The sequence below is a fragment of the Aristaeella lactis genome, from assembly GCF_018118585.1.
GTDB lineage: Bacteria > Bacillota > Clostridia > Christensenellales > Aristaeellaceae > Aristaeella > Aristaeella lactis.
This window is the reverse complement of sequence record NZ_CP069421.1, coordinates 1,375,286-1,396,028: the sequence shown is the minus strand read 5'-3', so window position 1 is coordinate 1,396,028 and position 20,743 is coordinate 1,375,286. Positions and strand designations below refer to the sequence as shown.

The 20,743-nt window shown below is 54.2% G+C and carries 21 protein-coding genes; 13 read left to right on the top strand and 8 right to left on the bottom strand.

The features are described 5' to 3' along the window. Positions 1-12 precede the first annotated feature (12 nt). The 5 genes from JYE50_RS06440 to JYE50_RS06420 are packed head-to-tail and all read right to left on the bottom strand — an operon-like array spanning position 13 to position 2,841. Positions 13-495, bottom strand: a complete 483-nt coding sequence (locus JYE50_RS06440; protein WP_084097006.1) for an NUDIX hydrolase — start codon at positions 493-495, stop codon at positions 13-15. Then, positions 495-974 carry an HIT family protein gene (locus JYE50_RS06435; protein WP_084097005.1) on the bottom strand — a complete coding sequence of 160 codons (480 nt, stop codon included), beginning with the start codon at positions 972-974 and terminating at the stop codon, positions 495-497. Before JYE50_RS06435 ends, JYE50_RS06440 begins: the two co-directional genes overlap by 1 nt. A 13-nt stretch (positions 975-987) precedes the next feature. Then, positions 988-1,488 carry a 2'-5' RNA ligase family protein gene (locus JYE50_RS06430; RefSeq protein ID WP_084097004.1) on the bottom strand — a complete coding sequence of 167 codons (501 nt, stop codon included), beginning with the start codon at positions 1,486-1,488 and terminating at the stop codon, positions 988-990. A gap of 34 nt (positions 1,489-1,522) precedes the next feature. Beyond that, complete coding sequence (locus tag JYE50_RS06425) at positions 1,523-2,059, bottom strand: dTDP-4-dehydrorhamnose 3,5-epimerase family protein (protein ID WP_084097003.1); 537 nt, start codon at positions 2,057-2,059, stop codon at positions 1,523-1,525. A 17-nt stretch (positions 2,060-2,076) separates the two neighbouring features. Further along, entirely contained in the window at positions 2,077-2,841 is a 765-nt protein-coding gene (locus tag JYE50_RS06420) for an MBL fold metallo-hydrolase (RefSeq protein WP_084097002.1), read from the bottom strand. A gap of 352 nt (positions 2,842-3,193) precedes the next feature. Here JYE50_RS06420 and JYE50_RS06415 point away from each other — a divergent pair, with 352 nt between their 5' ends. The 8 genes from JYE50_RS06415 to JYE50_RS06380 all read left to right on the top strand — a co-directional run bounded on the left by JYE50_RS06415 (position 3,194) and on the right by JYE50_RS06380 (position 10,677). Then, a complete protein-coding gene (locus JYE50_RS06415; protein ID WP_084097001.1) occupies positions 3,194-3,751 on the top strand; it encodes a DUF2975 domain-containing protein in 558 nt (185 codons plus the stop codon). 13 nt (positions 3,752-3,764) lie between these two features. Beyond that, positions 3,765-3,977, top strand: a complete 213-nt coding sequence (locus JYE50_RS06410) for a helix-turn-helix domain-containing protein (protein ID WP_084097000.1) — start codon at positions 3,765-3,767, stop codon at positions 3,975-3,977. Between the two features lie 542 nt (positions 3,978-4,519). After that, complete coding sequence (locus tag JYE50_RS06405; RefSeq protein WP_084096999.1) at positions 4,520-6,076, top strand: ATP-binding cassette domain-containing protein; 1,557 nt, start codon at positions 4,520-4,522, stop codon at positions 6,074-6,076. 1 nt (position 6,077) lies between these two features. After that, positions 6,078-6,719 (top strand): DJ-1/PfpI family protein, encoded by a 642-nt coding sequence (locus JYE50_RS06400; RefSeq protein ID WP_084096998.1) that lies wholly within the window; start codon positions 6,078-6,080, stop codon positions 6,717-6,719. A 111-nt stretch (positions 6,720-6,830) separates the two neighbouring features. Further along, the gene (locus tag JYE50_RS06395; protein ID WP_143763682.1) at positions 6,831-8,228 is read left to right on the top strand and encodes a L,D-transpeptidase; all 1,398 of its coding nucleotides are present in this window, start codon (positions 6,831-6,833) and stop codon (positions 8,226-8,228) included. A gap of 84 nt (positions 8,229-8,312) precedes the next feature. Then, positions 8,313-9,191: a hypothetical protein gene (locus JYE50_RS06390; RefSeq protein WP_084096996.1), complete on the top strand. Its 879-nt coding sequence runs from the start codon at positions 8,313-8,315 to the stop codon at positions 9,189-9,191. Next, the gene (locus JYE50_RS06385) at positions 9,188-10,093 is read left to right on the top strand and encodes an alpha/beta fold hydrolase (protein WP_084096994.1); all 906 of its coding nucleotides are present in this window, start codon (positions 9,188-9,190) and stop codon (positions 10,091-10,093) included. The genes JYE50_RS06390 and JYE50_RS06385 overlap by 4 nt, the downstream gene beginning before the upstream one ends. Positions 10,094-10,149: 56 nt before the next feature. Next, positions 10,150-10,677, top strand: coding sequence for an adenine phosphoribosyltransferase (locus tag JYE50_RS06380; protein ID WP_084096992.1), 528 nt, complete (start codon positions 10,150-10,152; stop codon positions 10,675-10,677). A 134-nt stretch (positions 10,678-10,811) separates the two neighbouring features. Here JYE50_RS06380 and JYE50_RS06375 read toward each other — a convergent pair whose 3' ends face one another. Continuing rightward, positions 10,812-11,276, bottom strand: coding sequence for a hypothetical protein (locus JYE50_RS06375; protein ID WP_084096990.1), 465 nt, complete (start codon positions 11,274-11,276; stop codon positions 10,812-10,814). A gap of 191 nt (positions 11,277-11,467) precedes the next feature. Between JYE50_RS06375 and JYE50_RS06370 the strand changes: the two genes are divergently transcribed. The 5 genes from JYE50_RS06370 to JYE50_RS06350 all read left to right on the top strand — a co-directional run bounded on the left by JYE50_RS06370 (position 11,468) and on the right by JYE50_RS06350 (position 19,061). After that, a complete protein-coding gene (locus tag JYE50_RS06370) occupies positions 11,468-11,791 on the top strand; it encodes a PadR family transcriptional regulator (protein WP_084096988.1) in 324 nt (107 codons plus the stop codon). Between the two features lie 119 nt (positions 11,792-11,910). Continuing rightward, the gene (locus JYE50_RS06365) at positions 11,911-13,023 is read left to right on the top strand and encodes a DUF4097 family beta strand repeat-containing protein (protein WP_179138430.1); all 1,113 of its coding nucleotides are present in this window, start codon (positions 11,911-11,913) and stop codon (positions 13,021-13,023) included. A gap of 170 nt (positions 13,024-13,193) precedes the next feature. Then, entirely contained in the window at positions 13,194-14,120 is a 927-nt protein-coding gene (locus tag JYE50_RS06360; RefSeq protein WP_084096984.1) for a substrate-binding periplasmic protein, read from the top strand. A 43-nt stretch (positions 14,121-14,163) separates the two neighbouring features. Then, positions 14,164-17,871, top strand: coding sequence for an HD domain-containing phosphohydrolase (locus JYE50_RS06355; protein WP_084096982.1), 3,708 nt, complete (start codon positions 14,164-14,166; stop codon positions 17,869-17,871). Next, on the top strand, positions 17,868-19,061 hold the full coding sequence (locus tag JYE50_RS06350) for a BMP family ABC transporter substrate-binding protein (RefSeq protein ID WP_084096981.1): 1,194 nt from the start codon (positions 17,868-17,870) through the stop codon (positions 19,059-19,061). Before JYE50_RS06355 ends, JYE50_RS06350 begins: the two co-directional genes overlap by 4 nt. 74 nt (positions 19,062-19,135) lie before the next feature. On the opposite strand, the gene JYE50_RS06345 is transcribed toward JYE50_RS06350, so the two are convergent. Then, positions 19,136-19,393 (bottom strand): hypothetical protein, encoded by a 258-nt coding sequence (locus JYE50_RS06345; protein ID WP_084096980.1) that lies wholly within the window; start codon positions 19,391-19,393, stop codon positions 19,136-19,138. A gap of 11 nt (positions 19,394-19,404) precedes the next feature. Next, positions 19,405-20,613, bottom strand: a complete 1,209-nt coding sequence (locus JYE50_RS06340; protein WP_084096978.1) for an SH3 domain-containing protein — start codon at positions 20,611-20,613, stop codon at positions 19,405-19,407. Positions 20,614-20,743: the final 130 nt, after the last annotated feature.

The window sequence follows — 20,743 nt, the reverse complement described above, 5'->3', positions numbered from 1 at the left end:
CGGAATCACCTCTCATTTTGCCGGGCGGGGATAACTGATATCGTCTCCCCAGCTTTGAAGTTCATCAAAGAACCCCTCCACAGTCATCAGGCCGTACTGCCATAAAAAGGCACGATCCCTTTCAGGAATCTCACTGAGCTTCATCCAGAGAACTTCCTTCAGGGGCGGATCATCCGCCGACTCTTCCGGGTCATAACCGGTTACCGCTTCCTGATCCGCGAGAACGCTGACCTCGAAGGCGTATTCCGCACTGCTGCCTTTTTTGTACAGTAACACCAAAGGCCGGATAATCGTGCCGTCCAGCCCGCATTCTTCCTTCAGCTCCCGGATGACCGCCTGCTCAGGCGTTTCGCCTTCTTCAATACCGCCGCCGGGGAGGGTGTAGAATTCATGACCGAAATAGAAAACCCGCTCCATCAGGATCTTTCCGCCGCGGACAACAACGGCCACGCTGCGGCTGCGCCGGTATAGGTATTCCTGTTCCTTTTCCTGCATTATGCTTCCTCCCTGTAAAAGTCCATGAAGGCGGTTTTGATCCTTTCAGCTGTATCCGAAACTGTTTTCCAGGTGCTTTTGTCCGCATGCTCCTTTGCGTATTCAGAGATATCCCGTAAATACCGTATGCCGGTTCCAAAGCGTTCGATCATCCAATCATACATCGGGAAGAGCCAGATATGAAAGTGTTCAGAACGCTCTTCCTGGACCAGGGTGATCTCATTCACAATATGCAGTTCCTTCAGGGCTTTTTCAGCACAGTAAAGGATACTGCCGATCTCGATTCTTTCTTCCTTTGTCAGATCTGAGAAGGCGCGGATATGCCTTTTGGCAGTGATGATCAGGAAACCGGGAACGGGAACATCGGGATCAGCAGCCAGAATAGCGGCTTTACCGTCATGGATGACCCCGCCGGGGAGTTCCTTCTCTCCCTTGATAATGCGGCAGCCGTAGCAGCCGGAGGTTTGTTCGTTATCCATACAGGCCTCCTGTTTACAGCAGGGTGATCTTTTTCAGGACGGTGTAGCCTGTTTCTTCCACCCGGGAAAATTCAATCTCGCTGATCCGCGTTTCAAACGGAACAAAATGCTTCCGTATCTCCGCACAGACCGCGTTCAGATCCGCTTCGGGATCGCAGTACAGCGTTGTATGCGGATACCAGAGATCCCCGGCAGTCCATTGATCCAGGGATTCATTGTACTGATCAGCAATGCGTCTGTGCAGGGAGATGAGTTCCGGAGATTTTGACGGCGCGGCAATGACGATGTCGGAAAGCACTTCAATCTGTTCATAGCTGACGGTGAAGGATCGGGTGTCTTTGAACATTTTTTCACACGAGCGGATAAACGTATCGGTATCTTCCGGGAGATACGTGGCGAGTGTAATATGCGCGTGAAGGGGACGGGTAAACCGAACCCCGGGAAGAGCCGTTTCGCGAAGCAGGGTCAGGGACTGATCTGCTTCAGGGGACAGCAACGCAATGACACAGAGCATTTTGTTTCCCTCCGAAAAGGTATGAAAGGCAGGATTATTTTCCGATCGCTTTCAAGAACGGGGCCAGCCTGTCCTTGTCTGAAAGGACCGGATCTTCACAGGGTAGTTCCAGGGCAATTTCCGGATCTTTCCAGTTGATGCTTCCGGAATACCCGCGGACAAACTCCCGGTCCGCGGCAAAGTACTGGATGGTGTTTTCCTCGAGGGAAAGGAAGGCATGGCCGAACCCCGAAGGAATATACACAAAAACGGGATCGGCAGCGTCCAGTTCCAGGGCCTGCCATTGCGCACAGGTCGCGGAGCATTTCCTCAGGTCCACCACATAGTCCAGTCCCTTACCCTGCAGGACGGAAATGAGCTTTGCCTGGGGATAAGGTTCTTTCTGGAAATGGATGCCGAAGAAGGTATGCCGTTCAGGCATGGTATAGATCCGCTGAACTTTCCAGTCTGCCTGCGGAACAGCTTCCCGGATCTGATCGGGGGAAAGATCCGTCATGCTTCCGCAGATGTCTGTACGGACAGCTGGTTCCAGTACCAGAACCTCATCAAACAGGCACTGCCTGATCTTCATTTCTTTATCCTCCGCATTCAGCCTTTATATACGATCCTGCGGTCTTCCGGCTGATAGGGATGGGCTCTGAAGACCTGCCCGAAACATTCATAATCAATATCGTTTTCGGTGTTCCCGGCTTCCAGATCTTTCAGCGCGGCCAGCATGGTGTCGAACAGCTCAATGCCGCAGGGCGCCTGGCAGTGGCCGTGCAGGATGGTTTCAAACTGATCCTTCAGGGGGAGCAGGCGTTCCATGCTTTCGATCTGCGTTTTTACGGGCAGGGATTCCTCCAGCTGCAGCCACAGGTGCTGTACCATACCGTCTCCTGCAAAAAGAATGCGATCCTTCCGGTCCAGGAGGACGATTTCTCCGGCAGTATGCCCGGGAAAATGAATCGCTTCCAGTTCAACTCCGCCCAGATCAAAAACCTGCCCGTCTTCAATGTTTTCAAAGGGCGGGAAATTGATCCCGAACTGTTTCATGGCAGCCTGCATCTGGGGCATGTTGATGGTTTCTTCTGTCAGGGGCAGATCCGCCAGGTTCATATAAGCTTTTTCGAAAGCCCAGTTTCCGCCCATATGGTCTCCGTGGCCGTGGGTGTTGATGCAGATCAGGGGCAGGGAAGTCAGGGCTTCCGCAACCGCCCGGATATTGCTCATACCGAGGGATGTGTCGATAACGGCGGCCTGCTTTGTGCCGGCAACCACATAGCAGGTGGCCTGGTGATTATCATCCAGCAGCCAGATATGGTCATTGATCGGGATCACATTCGGGATTCTCAGCTGGGGTGCGTTTTCCATGGTTTCTTCCTCCTGTTGAATGGATGTATCCTATCCTGAAAAGATTCAGTGATTTCAAGGGGTTATTCTGTTCGGGCTTGACCACCGGATGCTTCATGGGGCAGGCGGCGGACCGGAACGCTGATAACGGTGCAAAGTTGATTGTACAATATCAGTTTGACTCCCGGCTGTCAATGTCAGACACCGGGAAACTATTCATCAGGAATCAAAGATCATATAATGATGAAAGTTAAACAATTAACGATAAACATTAAAAATATATTGACAAGCGTATAAACAAGGTTTAGTATAATGGCTGTGAGTGAAAGGGAAAGTCTTTGCGGATAATAAGAATACAAAGGAGGAATATGCCATGGAAACAACGGACATTATGGAAAGAACGCTGGCACAGGAAAAAGGCCGGTATGAAAAATTCTGCAAGATAATGCATATTTTCAGTACGCTTATGTGCGTCCTGTTCGCTGCCGCTGCTGTTTTCTGCCTTATCGTGCCGATTGTCCAGGCCATCCAGTACCGGAACAACGGGGGAAAAGCAGATATTCCTTCGGTACTGGTTTCAGTGATATATGTATTCCTGGTGCTGGGCGGCATTGCCCTGCTGTGGAATGCGGCACGACACATTTTCCGTCGGCTGAGAACCGCGGAAACACCCTTCTGCTACGATATCGCGGACAAGATCAAAGGCGCCGGGTTCCTTGCCATACTGCTCGGAATCATCAGTCTCGTTTACAGGACGGTTGTTGAACTGATCTCGAAAAACGGGGGAAACTTCGTGAAATCAGACGGATATATGGATCTGGGTTATCCGTTCATCTATTCCGTGCTTATCCTGGGTGTGGTGCTGATGATCATAGCCTATGTGTTCAACTATGGCTGCAAGCTGCAGCAGGAATCAGACGAGACGCTGTGAAGGCGGTGAGCATATGATTATTTTACGCCTGGACAGGGTAATGGCGGACAGGAAAATGTCGCTGAACGAGCTTTCCGAAAAGGTGGGCGTGGCAAACGTTAACCTGTCAAAGATGAAAACCGGAAAGATCAGCGCGGTGCGCTTTTCAACACTGAACGCGATCTGCAAGGTGCTGAAGTGCCAGCCGGGAGAAATTTTGGAATACGCGGATGATGAGGAAAGCTGAAACGTGAGCGTTTCATCCTCATCGACCGCGTATTCCCAATGAAATATCGCAGCCGTAAACGGCTGCGATGTGAAATATTGAGCCTACGGCTCAATGTGAAATATTTCCCTTCGGGAAATGTGAAATATTTTGCCTTCGGCAAAATGTGATAGTTACTGGGGACAAGGGAATGAAAAAGAGACGTTTCTTGTCAGTCAGGGTATTGAAAGGAAACAGTATATTGTAAGTGAAATATCCCGCTGCGCGGGATGTGAAATATCGCAGCCGTGCACGGCTGCGATGTGATAGTTACTGGAAACCTGGTATGGTGAAGATGAAGGAAAAATATACCGGACGGGTTTGACAGAAGCTGAAACGAATGGTAGGATGTAAATAACGATTGATGAGAGGGGCGGGAAGATGCGCAAATAACGGATTTTGATGTCAGAGGAAACCGCTGAACAGGCGGTTTATTTCGGGCGTCAAAATACCGGAGCGCAGCTTCCGGCTTTTTTTCGTGCCGATCTGTTTCCGGGTTTGACGCCTCACCGGAGGTGTTGTGTATGCTAACAGTTCGAAATCTATCCATTCTTCATAACAAAGACTTAAGACCGCTGATCAAAGATCTTTCCTTTACGCTGGCCGGCAATGAACGCCTTGCCGTGATCGGAGAGGAAGGGAACGGAAAATCCGCCCTGCTGCAGGCCATTGCCTGTCCGGACAGGCTGAGGCAGTGGGCGGAGATCAGCGGAAATATCCATTATCCGGGCGAAAAAATCGGCTACCTGGCCCAGGAAGCTCCGACGGAGTGGAATGACCTGCCGGCTTATACGCTCTGCATGGGAAACCCGGCGTTCACGGATACGGATCCCGGAGACCTGGCTGAGCTTTGCCGGAAACTGTCCATGGATCAGGAGCTTTGCTGGTCGGAAACCTGTTTTGGCCTGCTTTCCGGCGGGGAGAAGGTGAGACTGCGCCTACTGCTGCTCCTTTGTGAGCAGCCCACCATGCTGCTGCTGGATGAGCCGGGCAACGACCTGGACCTGGACGCGATCCTGGCGCTGGAACGTTTCCTGCTCTCCTGTGAACTGCCGGTACTGTATGTAAGCCATGACGAGGGGCTGCTGCAGGCGACCGCTACCCAGGTGCTTCACCTGGAATCCCTGCACGGCCGGGCTGAACCCAGATGGACCTGGACAAAGGAACCCTACGCGGTATACGTCCGGAACCGGCGGGACCAGCTGGACCGGCAGGAACAGCTTTGGAAAAACGATCAAAGGGAACGGCGGATCCGGGAGGAAAAATTCAGAAAGATCGAGGATGCCGTTACCAGGGCACAGGAGAATATCTCCCGCCAGGATCCCCATGGCGGCAGGCTGCTGAAAAAGAAGATGAAAGCGGTCAAAAGCCTGGAACACCGCTATGAACGGGAAGAGAAATCCGCCATTGAAAAACCGGCGGAGGAACTCTCCATGTACGCGCTGTTTTCCGATATCCAGCCGGTTCCGGGCGGAAAGCATGTGCTGGACCTGGACCTGGACCGGCTGTCCGTCGGGGAAAGGACACTGGCAGAGGATCTGCACCTGCAGATCCGGGGCTCCGAAAAGGTGCTGATCACCGGCAGCAACGGCACAGGCAAAACGACCCTGTTACGGCAGATCGAAGAGAAACTGAAGCAGGATTCCAGTTTGAAGACGGCCCTGATGCCCCAGCACTATGAGGAAGGACTGGACTTTTCCATGACGCCGGTGGAATACCTGAATACAGACGGCAGCAAGGAGCAGATGACTTCCATCCGGGCTTCCCTGATCGCCATGAAGTTTTCCCGGGACGAACTGGAACATCCGATCCGGTCCCTGTCCGGCGGGCAGAAAGCGAAAGTGCTCCTGCTCAAACTGATGATGGCGCATCCGGATGTGCTGCTGATGGATGAACCCACGCGGAATCTTTCCCCGCTTTCCGCACCGGTGATGCGGGATATGATCCGCAGCTTTCCGGGTGCCGTGATCTGTGTAACCCATGACCGGCTGCTGATCAGGGACTGGCCCGGCAGGGTACTCCGGCTGACGGAACAGGGACTGTCCGCTGCCCAAACAACGGAAGATGAAGGGAGGAACTGATATGTCAAAGTTTGCTGTAATGCTTTATCCGGATTTTTCACTGCAGGAGATCACCTGCCTCACCTCTGTGCTGAGCGTGTGGTTTGGGGAGAAGATTGACTTTATTTCGAGCGGCGCGCAGGAAGTAACCAGCGAGGAAGGCCTGAAGGCGCATCCTACAAAAACCACAGCGGAAGCCAAAGTGACGGATTATGACTGCGTGATCCTGCCGGGTACAGTGAATCCGCTCCCGGCACTGTTTGACGATGAACTGATCCGGTTCCTCGGGGAAGGCGCCGGCTCAGAGACCGTGTTCGCGGCCATTTCCTCCGCTCCGATCCTGCTGTCCAAAGCGGGGATCCTTCGCGGCAGAAAGTTCACGTCTGGCTATTTTATGCAGATGGCGGAAACCTTCGATTTTGTGGAGAAGGAGAATTTTATTCATAAAGGGATCATCGAGGACGGAAACGTCATTACGGGGATCGGAATGTTCTTCCGGGAGTTTGCGGAAGCTGTCCTGCGGAGGTTCGATTATGACATCGGGGAGGAGCTTATGCGGGACAAGCCGGAGGACTTTACAGAGGAAGACCTGACGTTCCGCTGGTCTGATGAGGATTACCGGGAGTTCCTGGAGGAACTGAAAGAATACACCGGGGAAGTCTGAGATCCGGCGTGGACAAAAGGAACCTGAAACGCTACAATATAAAACAGAATAAAGCTGAACGGCACAATCACAGAACGGTCCCCAGGACAATGAACGGGAGGATGCTCATTGATGAAGAAGTCCGCTGCCGTACTCATCCTTGTTTTGCTGCTGCTTGCGGGGGCCTGTTCCGCCTGCGCGCTTGAGCTGAAAACACAGGGGATCAGGTCCTTTGACGATAACATACTGACTGTGAACACGGAAACAGGCGGAACGCTGACCATTGAGGCTGTCAGCGGAACGGTTCCGCTGAAAAATCCGGTGACCGGCCTGGAAATTCCGGCGGGGAAAACAGAGATTCTGTGGGACGGGCTGACCTTTGGCGGGGAGCCCCTGCAGCAGGGAAAGCTGACGCTCCGGGCCATCCTGGAACACAGTGACGGCACCAGCGAGGAAACAAGCGTTACCACAGCGGCCGCAAGGCCGCGTTCCGCCGCTGTATGCTGCCTGCCGGCGGCTGAATCAGTTTACCTGGACGGGAAAACTCCGCTGCGGATTGAGGTAGGTGTATCCGGAACGGGCACCTGCGAACTGAGCATTGCGTCCAAAGAGAATCCGGAGGAAGAACTCTGGCATATGAAAGACGCGAACGGCCAGAAATATCCTGTGGTGTTCTGGTGGGACGGACGGAACAGGCATCACGGGATCTGTGAACCGGGTGTGTATATTCTTTCCGCTTACACAAGCGTCTGCAGGGAACGGGTGATCCAGGCGGAGGTGACACTGCTTGCCGAACCGGTACCGGAACCGGAACTGGCCGTGACCGGCAGCCTGATCCCGACGGACCTGTCAGATGACGCGGTGGTCTGGGAAGCCCTGACGGCGCCTGTGGCTGTCGGCGCGGGAGAGGAAGGAAACGGGCTGTATATTGTCAGCGAAAAAAGCGCGTCTTCCCCCAAGGCAGGGACATGCTCCTGCCGGACAGTCGGCGTGGCGGTGCTGGAAATCTGCGGGGACGGATGGGTGAAGGTCGGTGCCTGGCGCCAACCCGACGGCGCTTATATTGAAGGCTATGTTAAAGAAGACAAGCTGCGGATGATCCGGCCGAACACCCGTTACGGGATCCTGCTGGACAAGAAAGAGCAGATGATGACCGTCTATGAATACGGAAAGCCCATTGGCACCGTGCTGGTGTCCACCGGACTGGTGGATGAAAAGCATCCCAAGGCGGATACGCACAGCGGCGTTTACCTGCTGGGGACGCGGATGGCCGGGTTTGAGCGGGACGGACATAATTACCAGTACCCGATCCGGATTGACGGAAGCAACCTGATCCACCAGCTGGGTTATGCCGTTCATAACGGGGAACGGTCATTTGAGGAGGAAATGGCGCTGCTTGGCAGCAAAGCCAGCCACGGCTGCATCCGCGTGGACCCGCGAATCACGGAGGCGGGCAACGGTATCAACAGCTGGTGGATCTGGACCCACCTGCCGCATGACACCAAGATCATCATCACTCCGGACGACTGAGAAGGGGCCCTTGTTCATTGAGGATGGATTGGATATAATATACAGGATGGAATGAACTGAATAATGACGAATGGGGGCAGGAGAATGAATAAGAGCCATCAGCTTCAGAAAGACGGCATTTCTCTGAAGACCTTGCACATAGCCATGATTATATGCGCTGTGGTCATCTGTCTGCTCCTGGTTTTCTCCACTTATGAATCAGCCAGTGTGTTCTCCTCCCTGTCTAAGGCCACCGGCAGCTATATTGTCCGGCAGAAAGCCGCCCATGAGCTGATGGAGGCTTCCGATTACCTGACGGAAATGGCGCAGCGTTTTACCCTGGAGGGCGATACCCAGTTCCTGGACAATTATTTTGAGGAAGCGTTCGTATCCCGCCGCCGGGAAGAGTCCATCACCAGCATGTCCGAAGGCGAAACGGAATCGGACCTTATGAATCAGCTTCAGGAAGCCATGGACGAATCCACTTCGCTGATGTACCGTGAGTACTACGCGATGAAGCTGGTGATCGAAGCCAAAGAGATCAGGGATTATCCGGACACACTCCGCGGCATTGAACTGAAGGAAGAGGACTCCTTCCTTTCCGCGGATGAAAAGATGGACCTGGCCAAGAAAATGGTGATGGGTACCGAGTACTACAACCGGAAGGAAACCATCCGCACAAAACTGAAGGCGGGGCTGGAAAGCCTGGACAGGCGGATGAGTACTACGCGCCAGAATACGTCTGATGAGCTGAACAGCAGGCTCACCCTGGTTCGGGTTGTGATCGCCATCCTGACAGCTGCGATCCTCCTGCTGATCTGGCTGACAGCCCGTCTTGGGACGATCCCGCTGATGGAAGCCGGGAAAAAGGCGGAGGCAGGAGAAGCAATTCCGGTGACCGGCGCGAAGGAATTTCGCAGGCTGGCCGGGAAATATAATGAGATGCTGGAGAAACTCCACGAAAGCAAGGAGGCGGATTTGTGAGTTACCGGATTCAGACCCTGACGTCCAGGGATGGGTACGAGCTTTCCCTCCGGTTTTATGAAGCGGATGCTCCGAAAGCAGTGGTCAAGTTTATACACGGCATGGAAGAGTACCAGGACCGGTATGAATCTTTCGCCGAATACCTGCGGGAGGCAGGATACACCGTTGTGACAGCGGACCTGCGGGGACACGGCAAAAACGCGCCTGTGCTGAGCCATATCGCGGACAAGGAAGGCCACCTGCGGCTGCTGGAAGACGAGGAAGTGATCCTGGATGAAATCCACGGACGCTGGCCCGGCATGCCGGTGATCCTTTTCGGCCATTCCATGGGAACTATTATCGCCCGGGCTTTCCTGCAGAAGCACAGCGAAGAATTCCACAAGGTTGTGCTTTCCGGATATCCGAATCCGAACGGCGCGGCTGGTGCGGGAATTGTGCTGACTGAAATGATCGCCGCGGTGAAGGGCGGCAAAGGCTATTCAAAAATGGTGGACGGCATGGTGCTGGGACCGTTTGCCAAAGCTGTTCCGAACGCGGTGACACCGCAGGACTGGCTTTCCGTAAACCGGGAGAATGTACAGCGCTATATCGCGGATCCCCTGTGCGGCGTGCGGTTCACCCTGGGAAGCTATAACGCCCTGTTCCACCTGATCCGGATGATGGACAGCCCGGAAAACTATGAGGAGGTCCGGAAGGATCTGCCGATCCTGCTGATCTCCGGTAAGGAAGATCCCTGCACCGGCGGCGAAAAAGGCCGAGGGGATTCAGAAAACCGGCTGCGCAGGGCCGGATTCCGGAATCTTGAGATCGTGACGCTGGACGGAATGCGGCATGAGATTCTCAACGAGAACGGACGGGAAGACGTTTACCTCAGGATCCTGGATTTCATCGAAAAAGAATAAGAACCGCAGGCCGGTTCGGCAAAGTGCCGCGGAGACGGCAGAAGGAGAGAAAGACAATGAGCAAGAAACTGGAAGAGTATGTAGTCACTATCCCGGATTTTCCGGAACCGGGTATTATGTTCCGGGATATCACCTCGGTGATCCAGGATCCGGACGGACTGCGGTTGGCTGTGGACGGCCTGGCAGACCTGCTGAAGGATACGGATTTTGACCTGATCGTGGGACCGGAATCCCGGGGCTTTATTTTCGGCGTGCCGGTTGCCTACCTGAAGGGCAAGGGATTCATTCCCGTCCGTAAAAAGGGCAAGCTACCGCGGAAAACCGTGAGCCAGAAGTATGACCTGGAATACGGCCAGGCTGAAATCGAGATTCATGTGGACGCGATCAAACCCGGACAGAAGGTGGTCATCGTGGATGACCTGATCGCCACAGGCGGAAGCGCGGAGGCCGCGGCAAAGCTGGTGGAAAAACTGGGCGGCCAGGTTGTGAAGATGATTTTTGTCATGGAACTCGCTGGACTCAAGGGCAGGGAGAAACTGAAAGGCTACGACGTGGAATCGCTGATCGTGTACGAAGGGAAATAATAATCAATTAACAATTAACAATGAAAAATGAAGAATTAAATGTTAAACCCCGGAGATAATTCTCCGGGGTTTTCTCTATTTTATGTTTGCTGGTCGGATCAGAAAACCAGATACTGTAATTATTCCTGATTGATTCAGTTGCCTACGTCAAAACTGACGGAATTGATGATGGATTTGATGGAGCGCTGGACGGAGGATTCATCATCCGAGTCATAGGTGAATTCCATGGTCACACAGTTGCCGCGGTCCATCCAGGTGTAGGCGATAGTAATGCTGCCGTATTCCTCTGTGCGGGTATAGAGCATGCTTGTACCGTTGATGCTCACGGAACCGTAGTCTGTTTCATAACCGGTGAGCACCTGGAAAAGGTCTGAACCGGCGACTTCACCCTGGTAGGAGACGTAAGCCTGAACAGTGAGCATATTTCCATGCCAGTTGAAGCACAGGTCCGGATCTCCGAAGTTATAGGCTTCCTCGACAAAATGATCCGGCAGGTTGACCGAAAAACCGCCAACAGCACACTCCGCCCTTTGCGCCAGGGCAGCGCTTACAGAGAAAACCAGGATCAGAGCCAGTAAAACCCCGGGGAAACGCTTCATGGAAAAACCTCCTTCGGGAATACAACGGGGGATAAGGATCATTTCTTGCAACCGGCACAAAAAAATGTATGCATCCTTATCCACAAGTCATTGTAGCACAGGAGATTCAGAAAGAAAAACTTTTTTTCACGAGATACCTTGACAGGCGAGGTACATTCGTGTATGATTTATCTCGAAAGGGGGATGAAACCATGACAATTTCAGCAGACCTGCTGCGCGGATATACAGATACGATCATCATGCGGCAGCTGGCAGACACAGACGGTTACGGATACGGCATCAGCCGGGCTGTCGCGGAAAAGAGCGACGGAATGGTGCAGCTGAAGGAAGCCACACTGTATACGGCTTTCCGCCGGATGGAAGATAACGGATATATCACCTCCTACTGGGGAGATGAAGCCACGGGAGCCCGACGCCGTTACTACAGCCTGACAGAACCCGGACGGGAAAAACTGGCGGATGAGAAATCCGCCTGGGAAGAAACCCGGCGGGTGATGGACACGCTGTTGGGATAACGCCGGAGGCGTTATCCAATGAACAATTAACAATGAACAATGAACAATGAACAATTAATACTGAAGCCAAAAACAGAAAATGAAGATGCGGGATGCATTCTTCAGAGAGGGGAATAAAAATGAACCAGACGGTAAAGAGGATCGTGGATATCCTGTTCCAGGACACGGTAGAAAACGACGAGACCCGGGCACTGCATGAAGAACTGATGAACAACTGCCAGGAACACTACCAGGACCTGATCAGCCGCGGACTGAGCGAGGATGAGGCGGTCGCTGAGGTTGTGGAAAGCCTGAAAGGCATGAAGGACGTTATCGGCCAGTATCCGAAGAAGACCTCCGGACCTTCCTCCTTCTCCGAAGATCAGGAAGAGGACGAGGGAAAGTGCTTTGTTTTCAACGGAGCGGATATGCTGAAGGTGGAAACAAAGGATCAGGATATCACCGTGAATCCTTCAGCGGACGGCGCAATCCATGTCTGGTGTGATGACGCAGCAGGCGTGAAGGCTGAGCTGGTGGACGGCGAAGTCCGTGTTACCGGACAGAAGAGTGAAAAAGTATCCGCGGCTTTCCAGTTTCCTGAAGGCGAAGAAGTCAGTATCAGCGGTATCCTGAACATGGTGGGCAAAGCCATCCGGAATATGGTTCCAAATATCCAGGGCGGTCCCCCGATCACTATTGAGGTTCCGGACGGACAGATGAAGGAAATTGAGCTGAACAGCCGCAGCGGCGATATCGAGTGCTGCTGCGCCATGGCCCGGAAGATGACGGTCCGTTCCACCAGCGGCGACGTGACCCTGCAGCCGGAAACTGAAAAGACCGCCGAGAAGATGATCGTGAGCACGGTCAGCGGTGAAGCGGAGGTTCACGGTTCCGCGCTGGAGGCTGAAGTCAGCAGCATGAGTGGTGACGTGACAGTGGACGGTGTGTTTGAAACGCTGGAGATGAAGAGCACGAGCGGCGAAGTGGAGTTCAACGGTTCCGTTATGGAAGTGAACGCCAGCGCCATCAGCGGAGATGTCAGCCTGACGATTGAAAACACAACGGTGAAGCAGATCGCCGGCAAAAGCACCAGCGGCGATGTGGAGATCTACCTGCCCCGCGGCCTGCGCAGCGTACACGCGGAATGCGCAACTGTCAGCGGTGACTGCTGCTCCCGGGTTTCCGATGCCGGTATGAACGCTGAAGTGCAGATCCGCGCGAAGAGCATCAGCGGCGACGTAACCGTGGAATAAAAGAGCATCTACAAAGATGTAACCATGAAATATTAAAAGTACAGAAAAAATGTAACTTAAAAATAGAAAATCATGGAAATGAAAAGGAATACCTGTTATAATGCATACAGATATTCCTTTTTTCATTTTTTGTTTATACACGGCGGCGACTGCAGGCGGGGGAGAAGCCTATGAAAAGACAGTATTTCCGCGCGCTGATTGGACTGGTCACAGGGCTGGCCCTTTGTTTTAGCGCTGCCGTTTATCCCGCCTCTTCCGAAATGTATTACGTTGAGAACGAATGGAATTATGTGGACGGTTCCATGGACGCGAAGCATGGCATCCCGGAGAATGCCACCGGGGTATTGGAGCGGATCCGCCGCAAGGGTGTGCTTCGTGTGGCTACGGAACCGTATTACGCGCCGCAGGAGTTTATCGATCCGGACCTGCTGGGACAAAACCGGTTTGTCGGCGCCGATATGGAACTGGCCAGGCTGATCGCGAAACGCATGGGTGTGGAGCTGCAGATCGTTCCCATGGAATTTACCCAGGTTCTGCCCGCACTGACAGACAACCAGGTGGACCTGACGATCTCCGCTATTTCCTTTACGCCCGGCAGGGCTTCTTCCTATACGATGTCCAAGGGCTACTATTTCTCTGAAGGCACAGCGACCACGGCCTTTGTGATCCGGGAAGCGGACAAAGACCAGTACACCTCCATGGAAGACCTGGCGGACAAGATCCTGGTTGCCCAAAGCAGTTCCCTGCAGGAGGCGCTGGTGGCGAAACATGTGCACAGTTACCGCGAGTTCCGGCGGCTTTCTTCCCTCCAGACGGTCTATGAGGCGGTCCGGCAGGGGAAGGCAGACGCCGGCGTGGTTGACAAGGAGACCGCTGAAACCTATATCCGCAATAATCCCACTGCGGGGCTGGCCCTGGCTGAAGACCTGTATTTTGTCCTGGAAGAGCAGTATCTCGGTGACCGCGTGGCTGCCAAAAAGGGAGAGGCACAGCTGATCTATTTTGTAAACGGCGTCATAGACGAGGTGCTTGCGGACGGTACTTACCTGAAATGGATTGAGGAAGCGCAGAAACGGGCGGACGAACTGGGAATGTAAGTTAACCGGGAGAATATGACAGACTGCGAAAGGAGGAACGCTTATGAAGAATAAGAAGATCTTCATACCTGTTTTCTGCCTGCAGATCGTGTTCTGTCTTTTCCTGGACTGGGGCGGAGACCTCCTGGCCACCCGCCTGAACTGGCCGGTCTGGCTGGATTCTCTCGGAACAGCACTGGCTGCTTACCTGCTGGGCCCCTGGCCGGGCGCTGTGGTCGGCGCGACATACAATATCGGAACGTTTATCCTTTACGGCAATCCCTGGTACTACGCGTTTGTCAGCATCCTGATCGCGGTTATTACCGGATACGCTGTCCGCAGGAAGCATATGGAGACCCTGCTCGGTACGCTGACCACCGGCGCGATCCTGAGCTTTGCCACTGCGGTCTGCGCCTATCCGATCAACCTGATCCTGAACGGCGGAAGCACCGGCAATGCCTGGGGCGACGCGGTGATCGGTTTCCTCGGGGAGGCGGGGATCTCCACCTGGTCAGGCCTCTTTATCGGTGAACTGTATGTGGAGATGCTGGACAAGCTGCTTGTGCTTGTGATCCTGTACATTATCTCCCTGATCCTTAAACGGTTCGGGTTTGTAAGGCCGGAAGAGAAAGAAAAAGGAAAAGAAAAGAAAGACATCAGTACTGCCGCGACGCGGGCGCTGATCCTGCTGCTTGCCGCGGGACTGTGCCTTTCCGGCGCGGGCGGGTTTGTGCCGCAGGCACAGGCGGAAGCCGCGGAGAATGCCGGCGATATCAATTACAATGACTACGTCCAGACCATCTATTCAAGCACCAACGGGCTGCCCTGCGGTGAGGCCAACGATATCAACATCACCAGGGACGGCATTATCTGGATCGGCACCTATGCCGGCCTGTACCGGTACAACGGACGGGAATTCCGCTGGATGGACGGTTTCGATTCGGTTCGGAATGTGAACTGCCTGTATGTGGATGAAGAGGGACGCCTCTGGATCGGCACCAATGACAACGGCCTTTCCATCGTCATTAACGAACAGGTGGTCAACGTCATTGACCAGAGCCAGGGCCTTCCGGCTAACTCTGTCAAATCCATCATCCGGAGTTCGGATGGCTACTACTATATAGGTACCACGGGCAGCATGCAGATCCTGACGCTGAACTGCGGCCTGAAGAAGCTGAATACCCTTTCCGAGGTGGCATACGCGGAACAGCTGACCGCGGACGACTGCGGAAACGTGGCTGCTGTCACCAATGAAGGAACGCTGTTCCTGCTGCAGCAGGGACGGATCGTATCGTCCAGGCAGCTTCCGGAACGCCAGACGGTGTTCAAGAGCTGCGCGTTTGATCCGGACGGATACCTGCTTGCCGCCACATCCGGCAATGAGATATTCCGTTTTGATATCAGCAAAGGCTGGTTTGACCTGCGCGGCACAACGGAATATCCCGGCCTTGTAAGCATCAAGAACATGCATTACATGGATAACGGCGGGATGTTCATCTGCGCGGACAATGGCATCGCCTATCTTTCCGCCGGCGGTGAATACGAAAGGATCAACACCAACAATTTCAACAATTCCATTGACAACATGCTGGTGGACTATCAGGGAAACCTGTGGTTCACATCCTCCCGGCTTGGCCTGCTGCGCCTTGCGGCTTCAGACTTCCGGGATATCTATTCCACTGCCGGTATGGAAAAACGGGTGGTCAATACCGTGGCCCAGTGGAACGGCGTATATTACATCGGCACGGACAAGGGCATGGACGCGGTGGACCAACGGGGAATGAACCGGGTCCAGGACAAGATCACCGAGCGGTTCAGTGGAGTCCGGATCCGCTGCATGACAGTGGATGACCAGAGCCACCTGTGGGTCTGCACCTATGGCGACGGCCTTGCAGAGTTTGATCCGGACGGAACGGAATATGTGTATAACCGGGATAACGGCGCGTTCGGAAACCGGGCGAGGGTGGTGGCCCAGCTGCGGGATGGTACGATCCTCGCGGCCGGCGATACGGGACTGAGCTATATCCGGGACCACAGGATCGAACACACCATCGTTTACGCGGAAGACCGGATCAGCAGCATGGTGCTGACCATTACGGAACTTCCGGACGGAAAGATCCTGGCCGGTACGGACGGAAACGGCCTGGCAGTGATTGAGAACGGCGACGTGGTCAGGATGCTGACCCGGGTCGACGGCCTGAGCAGTGAGGTGATCCTCCGGACGGTGCCGGACACCAAGACCGGCGGCGTCTTTGTGGTGACAAGCAACGGCCTTTGCTACATGAACACGGATGAAACCATCCGCAAGCTGGACAACTTCCCTTATTTCAACAACTATGATATCTGGATCAAGGGAACGGACAGCTTGTTTGTGCTGAGCAGCGCCGGTATCTATACCGTGGACCGGAATGAGCTGCTCAGCGGCAAGGATGAAATCTCCTATGACCTGCTGGATTCCCGGCGCGGGCTGAACAGCAGCCTGACCGCCAACTCCTGGACCTGGTTCAACGCTGAGAACGGCGACCTGTACCTGCCCTGCGACACCGGCGTGTTTGTGATCAACACCAACAGCTTTGCCTCCGGGGCCAAGGTGTACCGGATGAGCGTTCCCACCATCAAAATGGACGGTACGGTCCACCGGGTGGATCGCAGCGTGACCCAGAAGATCCCGCGGGGCGTCAGCCGCCTGGAGATCCTGCCGGAAGTGATCAACTACACGATCCAGGATCCGAACGTCGGCTATATGCTGGATGGCTTCGACACGAACTGGACCATTGTTCCGCAGAACTCCCTGGGTTCCATTTCCTATACCAACCTGCCCGCGGGGGACTATGTGTTCCGCCTGGCTGTTTTCGACAACAACCAGGAGAACATCATTGTTGAGCGTACCTACAACATCACGAAAGAAAAGGAGATGTACGACAACAACTGGTTCATCTTCTATATGCTTTCGGTTCCTATGTTTACAGTGGGCTGGGTGACATGGCTGCTGGTCAAGCGTCATGAGCGGAAGATGCAGGAACAGCTGGAACTGGCGAACCGTCAGATCGAGATGGGCAAACAGACAGTTATTGCCATTGCCCGTACGGTCGATGCCAAGGACCAGCGGACCAGTGACCACAGCAAGCGTGTGGCTATCTATTCCAAGAAGATCGCCCGTGAGTACGGACTGGACGAAAAACAGTGCAGGGATATTGAATGGTCAGCTCATATGCACGATATCGGCAAGATCGGTATTCCCGACGCTATCCTGAATAAGCCGGGCCGTCTGACGGATGAAGAATACGCCGTCATGAAATCCCATACGACCCGCGGCGCGGAAATCCTGAAGGACTTTACGCTGCTGGACAACGTTATTGACGGTGCGCAGTATCACCATGAACGGTATGACGGCCGGGGCTATCCCAAAGGCCTGAAAGGCGAGGAGATCCCGCTGTTTGCCCGGATCATTGGTGTGGCAGACGCCTTTGACGCCATGACAGCCAACCGTATCTACCGCCAGCAGATGGACTTCAGCTACGTGCTGGGCGAGATGGAACGGGGCAGGGGAACGCAGTTTGACCCGCAGTTTGTTGATATTCTGCTGAAGCTGATCAAGGACGGCACGATCGACCTGAACGAGATCTACCACGTATCCAGGGAAGCCAGCGAACAGGCAGAGAAGGAAGCGGCGGCCGCCCGGGAAAACGAAGCGAACAAGCAGGATGGAAGTCCTTTCAGTTCCGGCAGCATCTCGGAGAGGAAGGACCAGGAAGAAGGTGGTAAAGCGTGAAGAAGTTTTTTCTCCCGACTGTTATCATCTGCGTGCTTGTGCTGGCTGCTTTATCAATCATAACCGGGTTCTGGGACAACGCGCCGAAGATCAATGTGACCCGGGTAGGCTTTGTTTATTCCGAAGATGAGAGCACACCGTATACCGCCAACTTTGTCAAGGCGCAGCGGGCTCTGGAGGATGAATACGGCGACCGGGTACAGGTGCTGGTGAAGAGCAATGTGCTGAGCAGGGAATCGGAACAGCCTATGCGGGAACTGATCCGGGATGGCGTTAAGATTCTCTTTATTAACATGGATACGGATATTCCGATCACGCTGGCCAGGGAATTCCCGGACGTGCAGTTCTGCCAGGTGTCCCTGCCGACCATCAGCATGGACGGCACACCGGACAATTACCATACCTTCAACGGGGAAATATACCAGGCCCGCTATATCAGCGGTATCGCCGCCGGCATGAAGCTGCGCCAGCTGCTGGACAGCGGGGCACTGCTTCCGCGGGACGCACTGGTAGGGTATGTGGGCGCCAATGCCAGCACGGAGGTTATCTCCGGCTATACGGCGTTCCTGCTGGGCGTGCGCAGTGTGGCGCCGGAGGCGACCATGCGCGTGCGGTATACCGGCAGCTGGAGCAACTACGCCGCGGAAAAGGAACAGACCAGGGAACTGATCGAAGAAGGCTGCGTGATCATTGCCCAGCACGTGAACACCACCGCACCGGCTGTTGCCTGTGAGGAAGCGGCATCCGCCGGAAAGACCGTCTACCACGTGGGATACCACCAGAGCATGATGGATATCGCCCCCTCCTGCGCACTGGCCAGCATCAGGACCAACTGGGCCCCTTACGTGATCCAGGCGGTCCAGGCGGTCATGAGCGGTACCAGCATTGAAAACACGGTGGAAGCCCATGAACACGGCCGAGACCTGAGTGCCGGCTTTGAAAGCGGATGGGTGGAGCTGCTGGAACTGAATAAATTCATTGCCGCGGAAGGAACACAGGAAAAGATCGACAATGCCATTGAGGGCCTGAAAAAAGGGAAGATCAGGGTGTTCAGCGGCAACTACACCGGTGTAAATCCGCTCAACGCGTCAGACACCATTGACCTGAACGAAGGCTTTACGGAGAACCAGTATTCCTCCAATCCCTCCTTCGGCTATATCCTGAAGGATTACATTACGGTGGAGAACTGAGCAGCCAGGACCCGGAAGGGCATAAAAGAAGGAGCACGATCCGTGTGGATCGTGCTCCTTTGTTTATATCGGGTTTATTGTTCCCGGCTTTTTTCCCGGTGTTCACGGACCAGGCTGATGACCAGCGAGATCAGGAACAGGGGGAAACCGATGATGCCGGCAGGAAGCCATATACCGGCGCAGAACACGCCGAACAGTTCAAGCGCCCTGTCATATCCGTCATTCCGCATCAGCGCGCGGGGATTGTTGTCAACGGCCATTCCCGTGAAGAACACTACGATCAGGAACAAACCGATGAACATGGCAACAGCGCCGGATTTTCTTCCTTTCATGGCTGCGCTCCTCAGTTGAGGAATTCTTTATGGACCCAGCCGGTATAGCCGTTGTATTCGACCTTGGCCCAGCCGCCGGAGATCTCCAGCACCTTTACGGAGTCACCGGAGTTCAGCCGGCCGACGCCGTCCACGTTGGAGGACCAGTCACCTTTCTGCTTATGGAAGTTCAGCTGGTCAACCTTAACGGTGGTGGTGTACTGTTCAAAGGGCTTCGGGGTGGGAGTCACAACAGAGGGATCCTGCGTTTCGATGTTAGCCGCGTCAGCAGGCTTGGAAAGCTGCAAGTACTTGTTCATCATGTAGCCCTTCCGGCCGTTATACTGGATATAGTCCCAGGTGGTGTCGTGCTTCAGCACCAGGACGGGAGCACCGTAGGGAACGGAGAAAAGCTTAGTATAACCGCTGCCGGCACCCTTACGGACGTTAACACCCTTTTTGTTGTCTGTTACGGCGTAGGCGGTGTAGGAAGTATCGCTTTCGGGAGTGGGAGCCACTCCGGTGTCAGGCGTGGGAGCGGGAACCGCGGTGGAAAGGAAGCGGTTCATCATCCAGCCTTCATTGCCGCCGACCTGAACCTTGTCCCAGGTTTCTCCGTGGGAAACAACATGGACCTGGGTTCCGGAGGGGTACTGGGCGATCACAGCCGCATTGGTGTTCGGGTTCTTGCGGAGGTTAACCTTCCGGTCAGCCGCGTTGAACACCCAGGCTTCATAGTTACCGCCGGAGGCAGTGCCGGTGGATTCATTTCCGGAGGGGGCAATCTTTTTCTTGCTCAGCAGGCTGTTGACCACATAGCCCTGTCCCAGGTCACCGGCGCTGACATAGTCATACTTGGAGCCGTGGGAAAGAACGGTCACCTTTGTGCCCTGGGCGAGAGAAGCGATCGCCTGGAAGCTGCCGTCCGGACCCTTGCGCAGGGAGGTATCATCCTTATAGATCCAGGCCTTGTAGGAACTGGCCTTGGTAATGTACTTGGTCTGGACATAGCCCTGCGTACCATTGGAGAATGTAACATAGGACCAGCCGTCCTTGTAGTTTTTGTCAATGGTGCAGGCATAATCCTTGCGGTAGCTGCCGATTTCCTTGGCACTGGTATCAGGCAGGAAACGAACCCGCAGGGAAGTAGTGTTTACCCTGTACCAGGTGGCAGCAGAAGCAACCGCGGCCGGAATCAGCAGGGCCAGCACAAGCAGCAGTGCAATCAGACGTTTTTTCATCAGAGCTCCCTCCAAAAACAGTAATACCAATATGAATAACCACAGTGATTATATACAAATTTTATCGAAATGAAAAGTCTTTTTGAAGAAATTTTTACAAATATATTATAGAAAAACAACGAAATAGTTA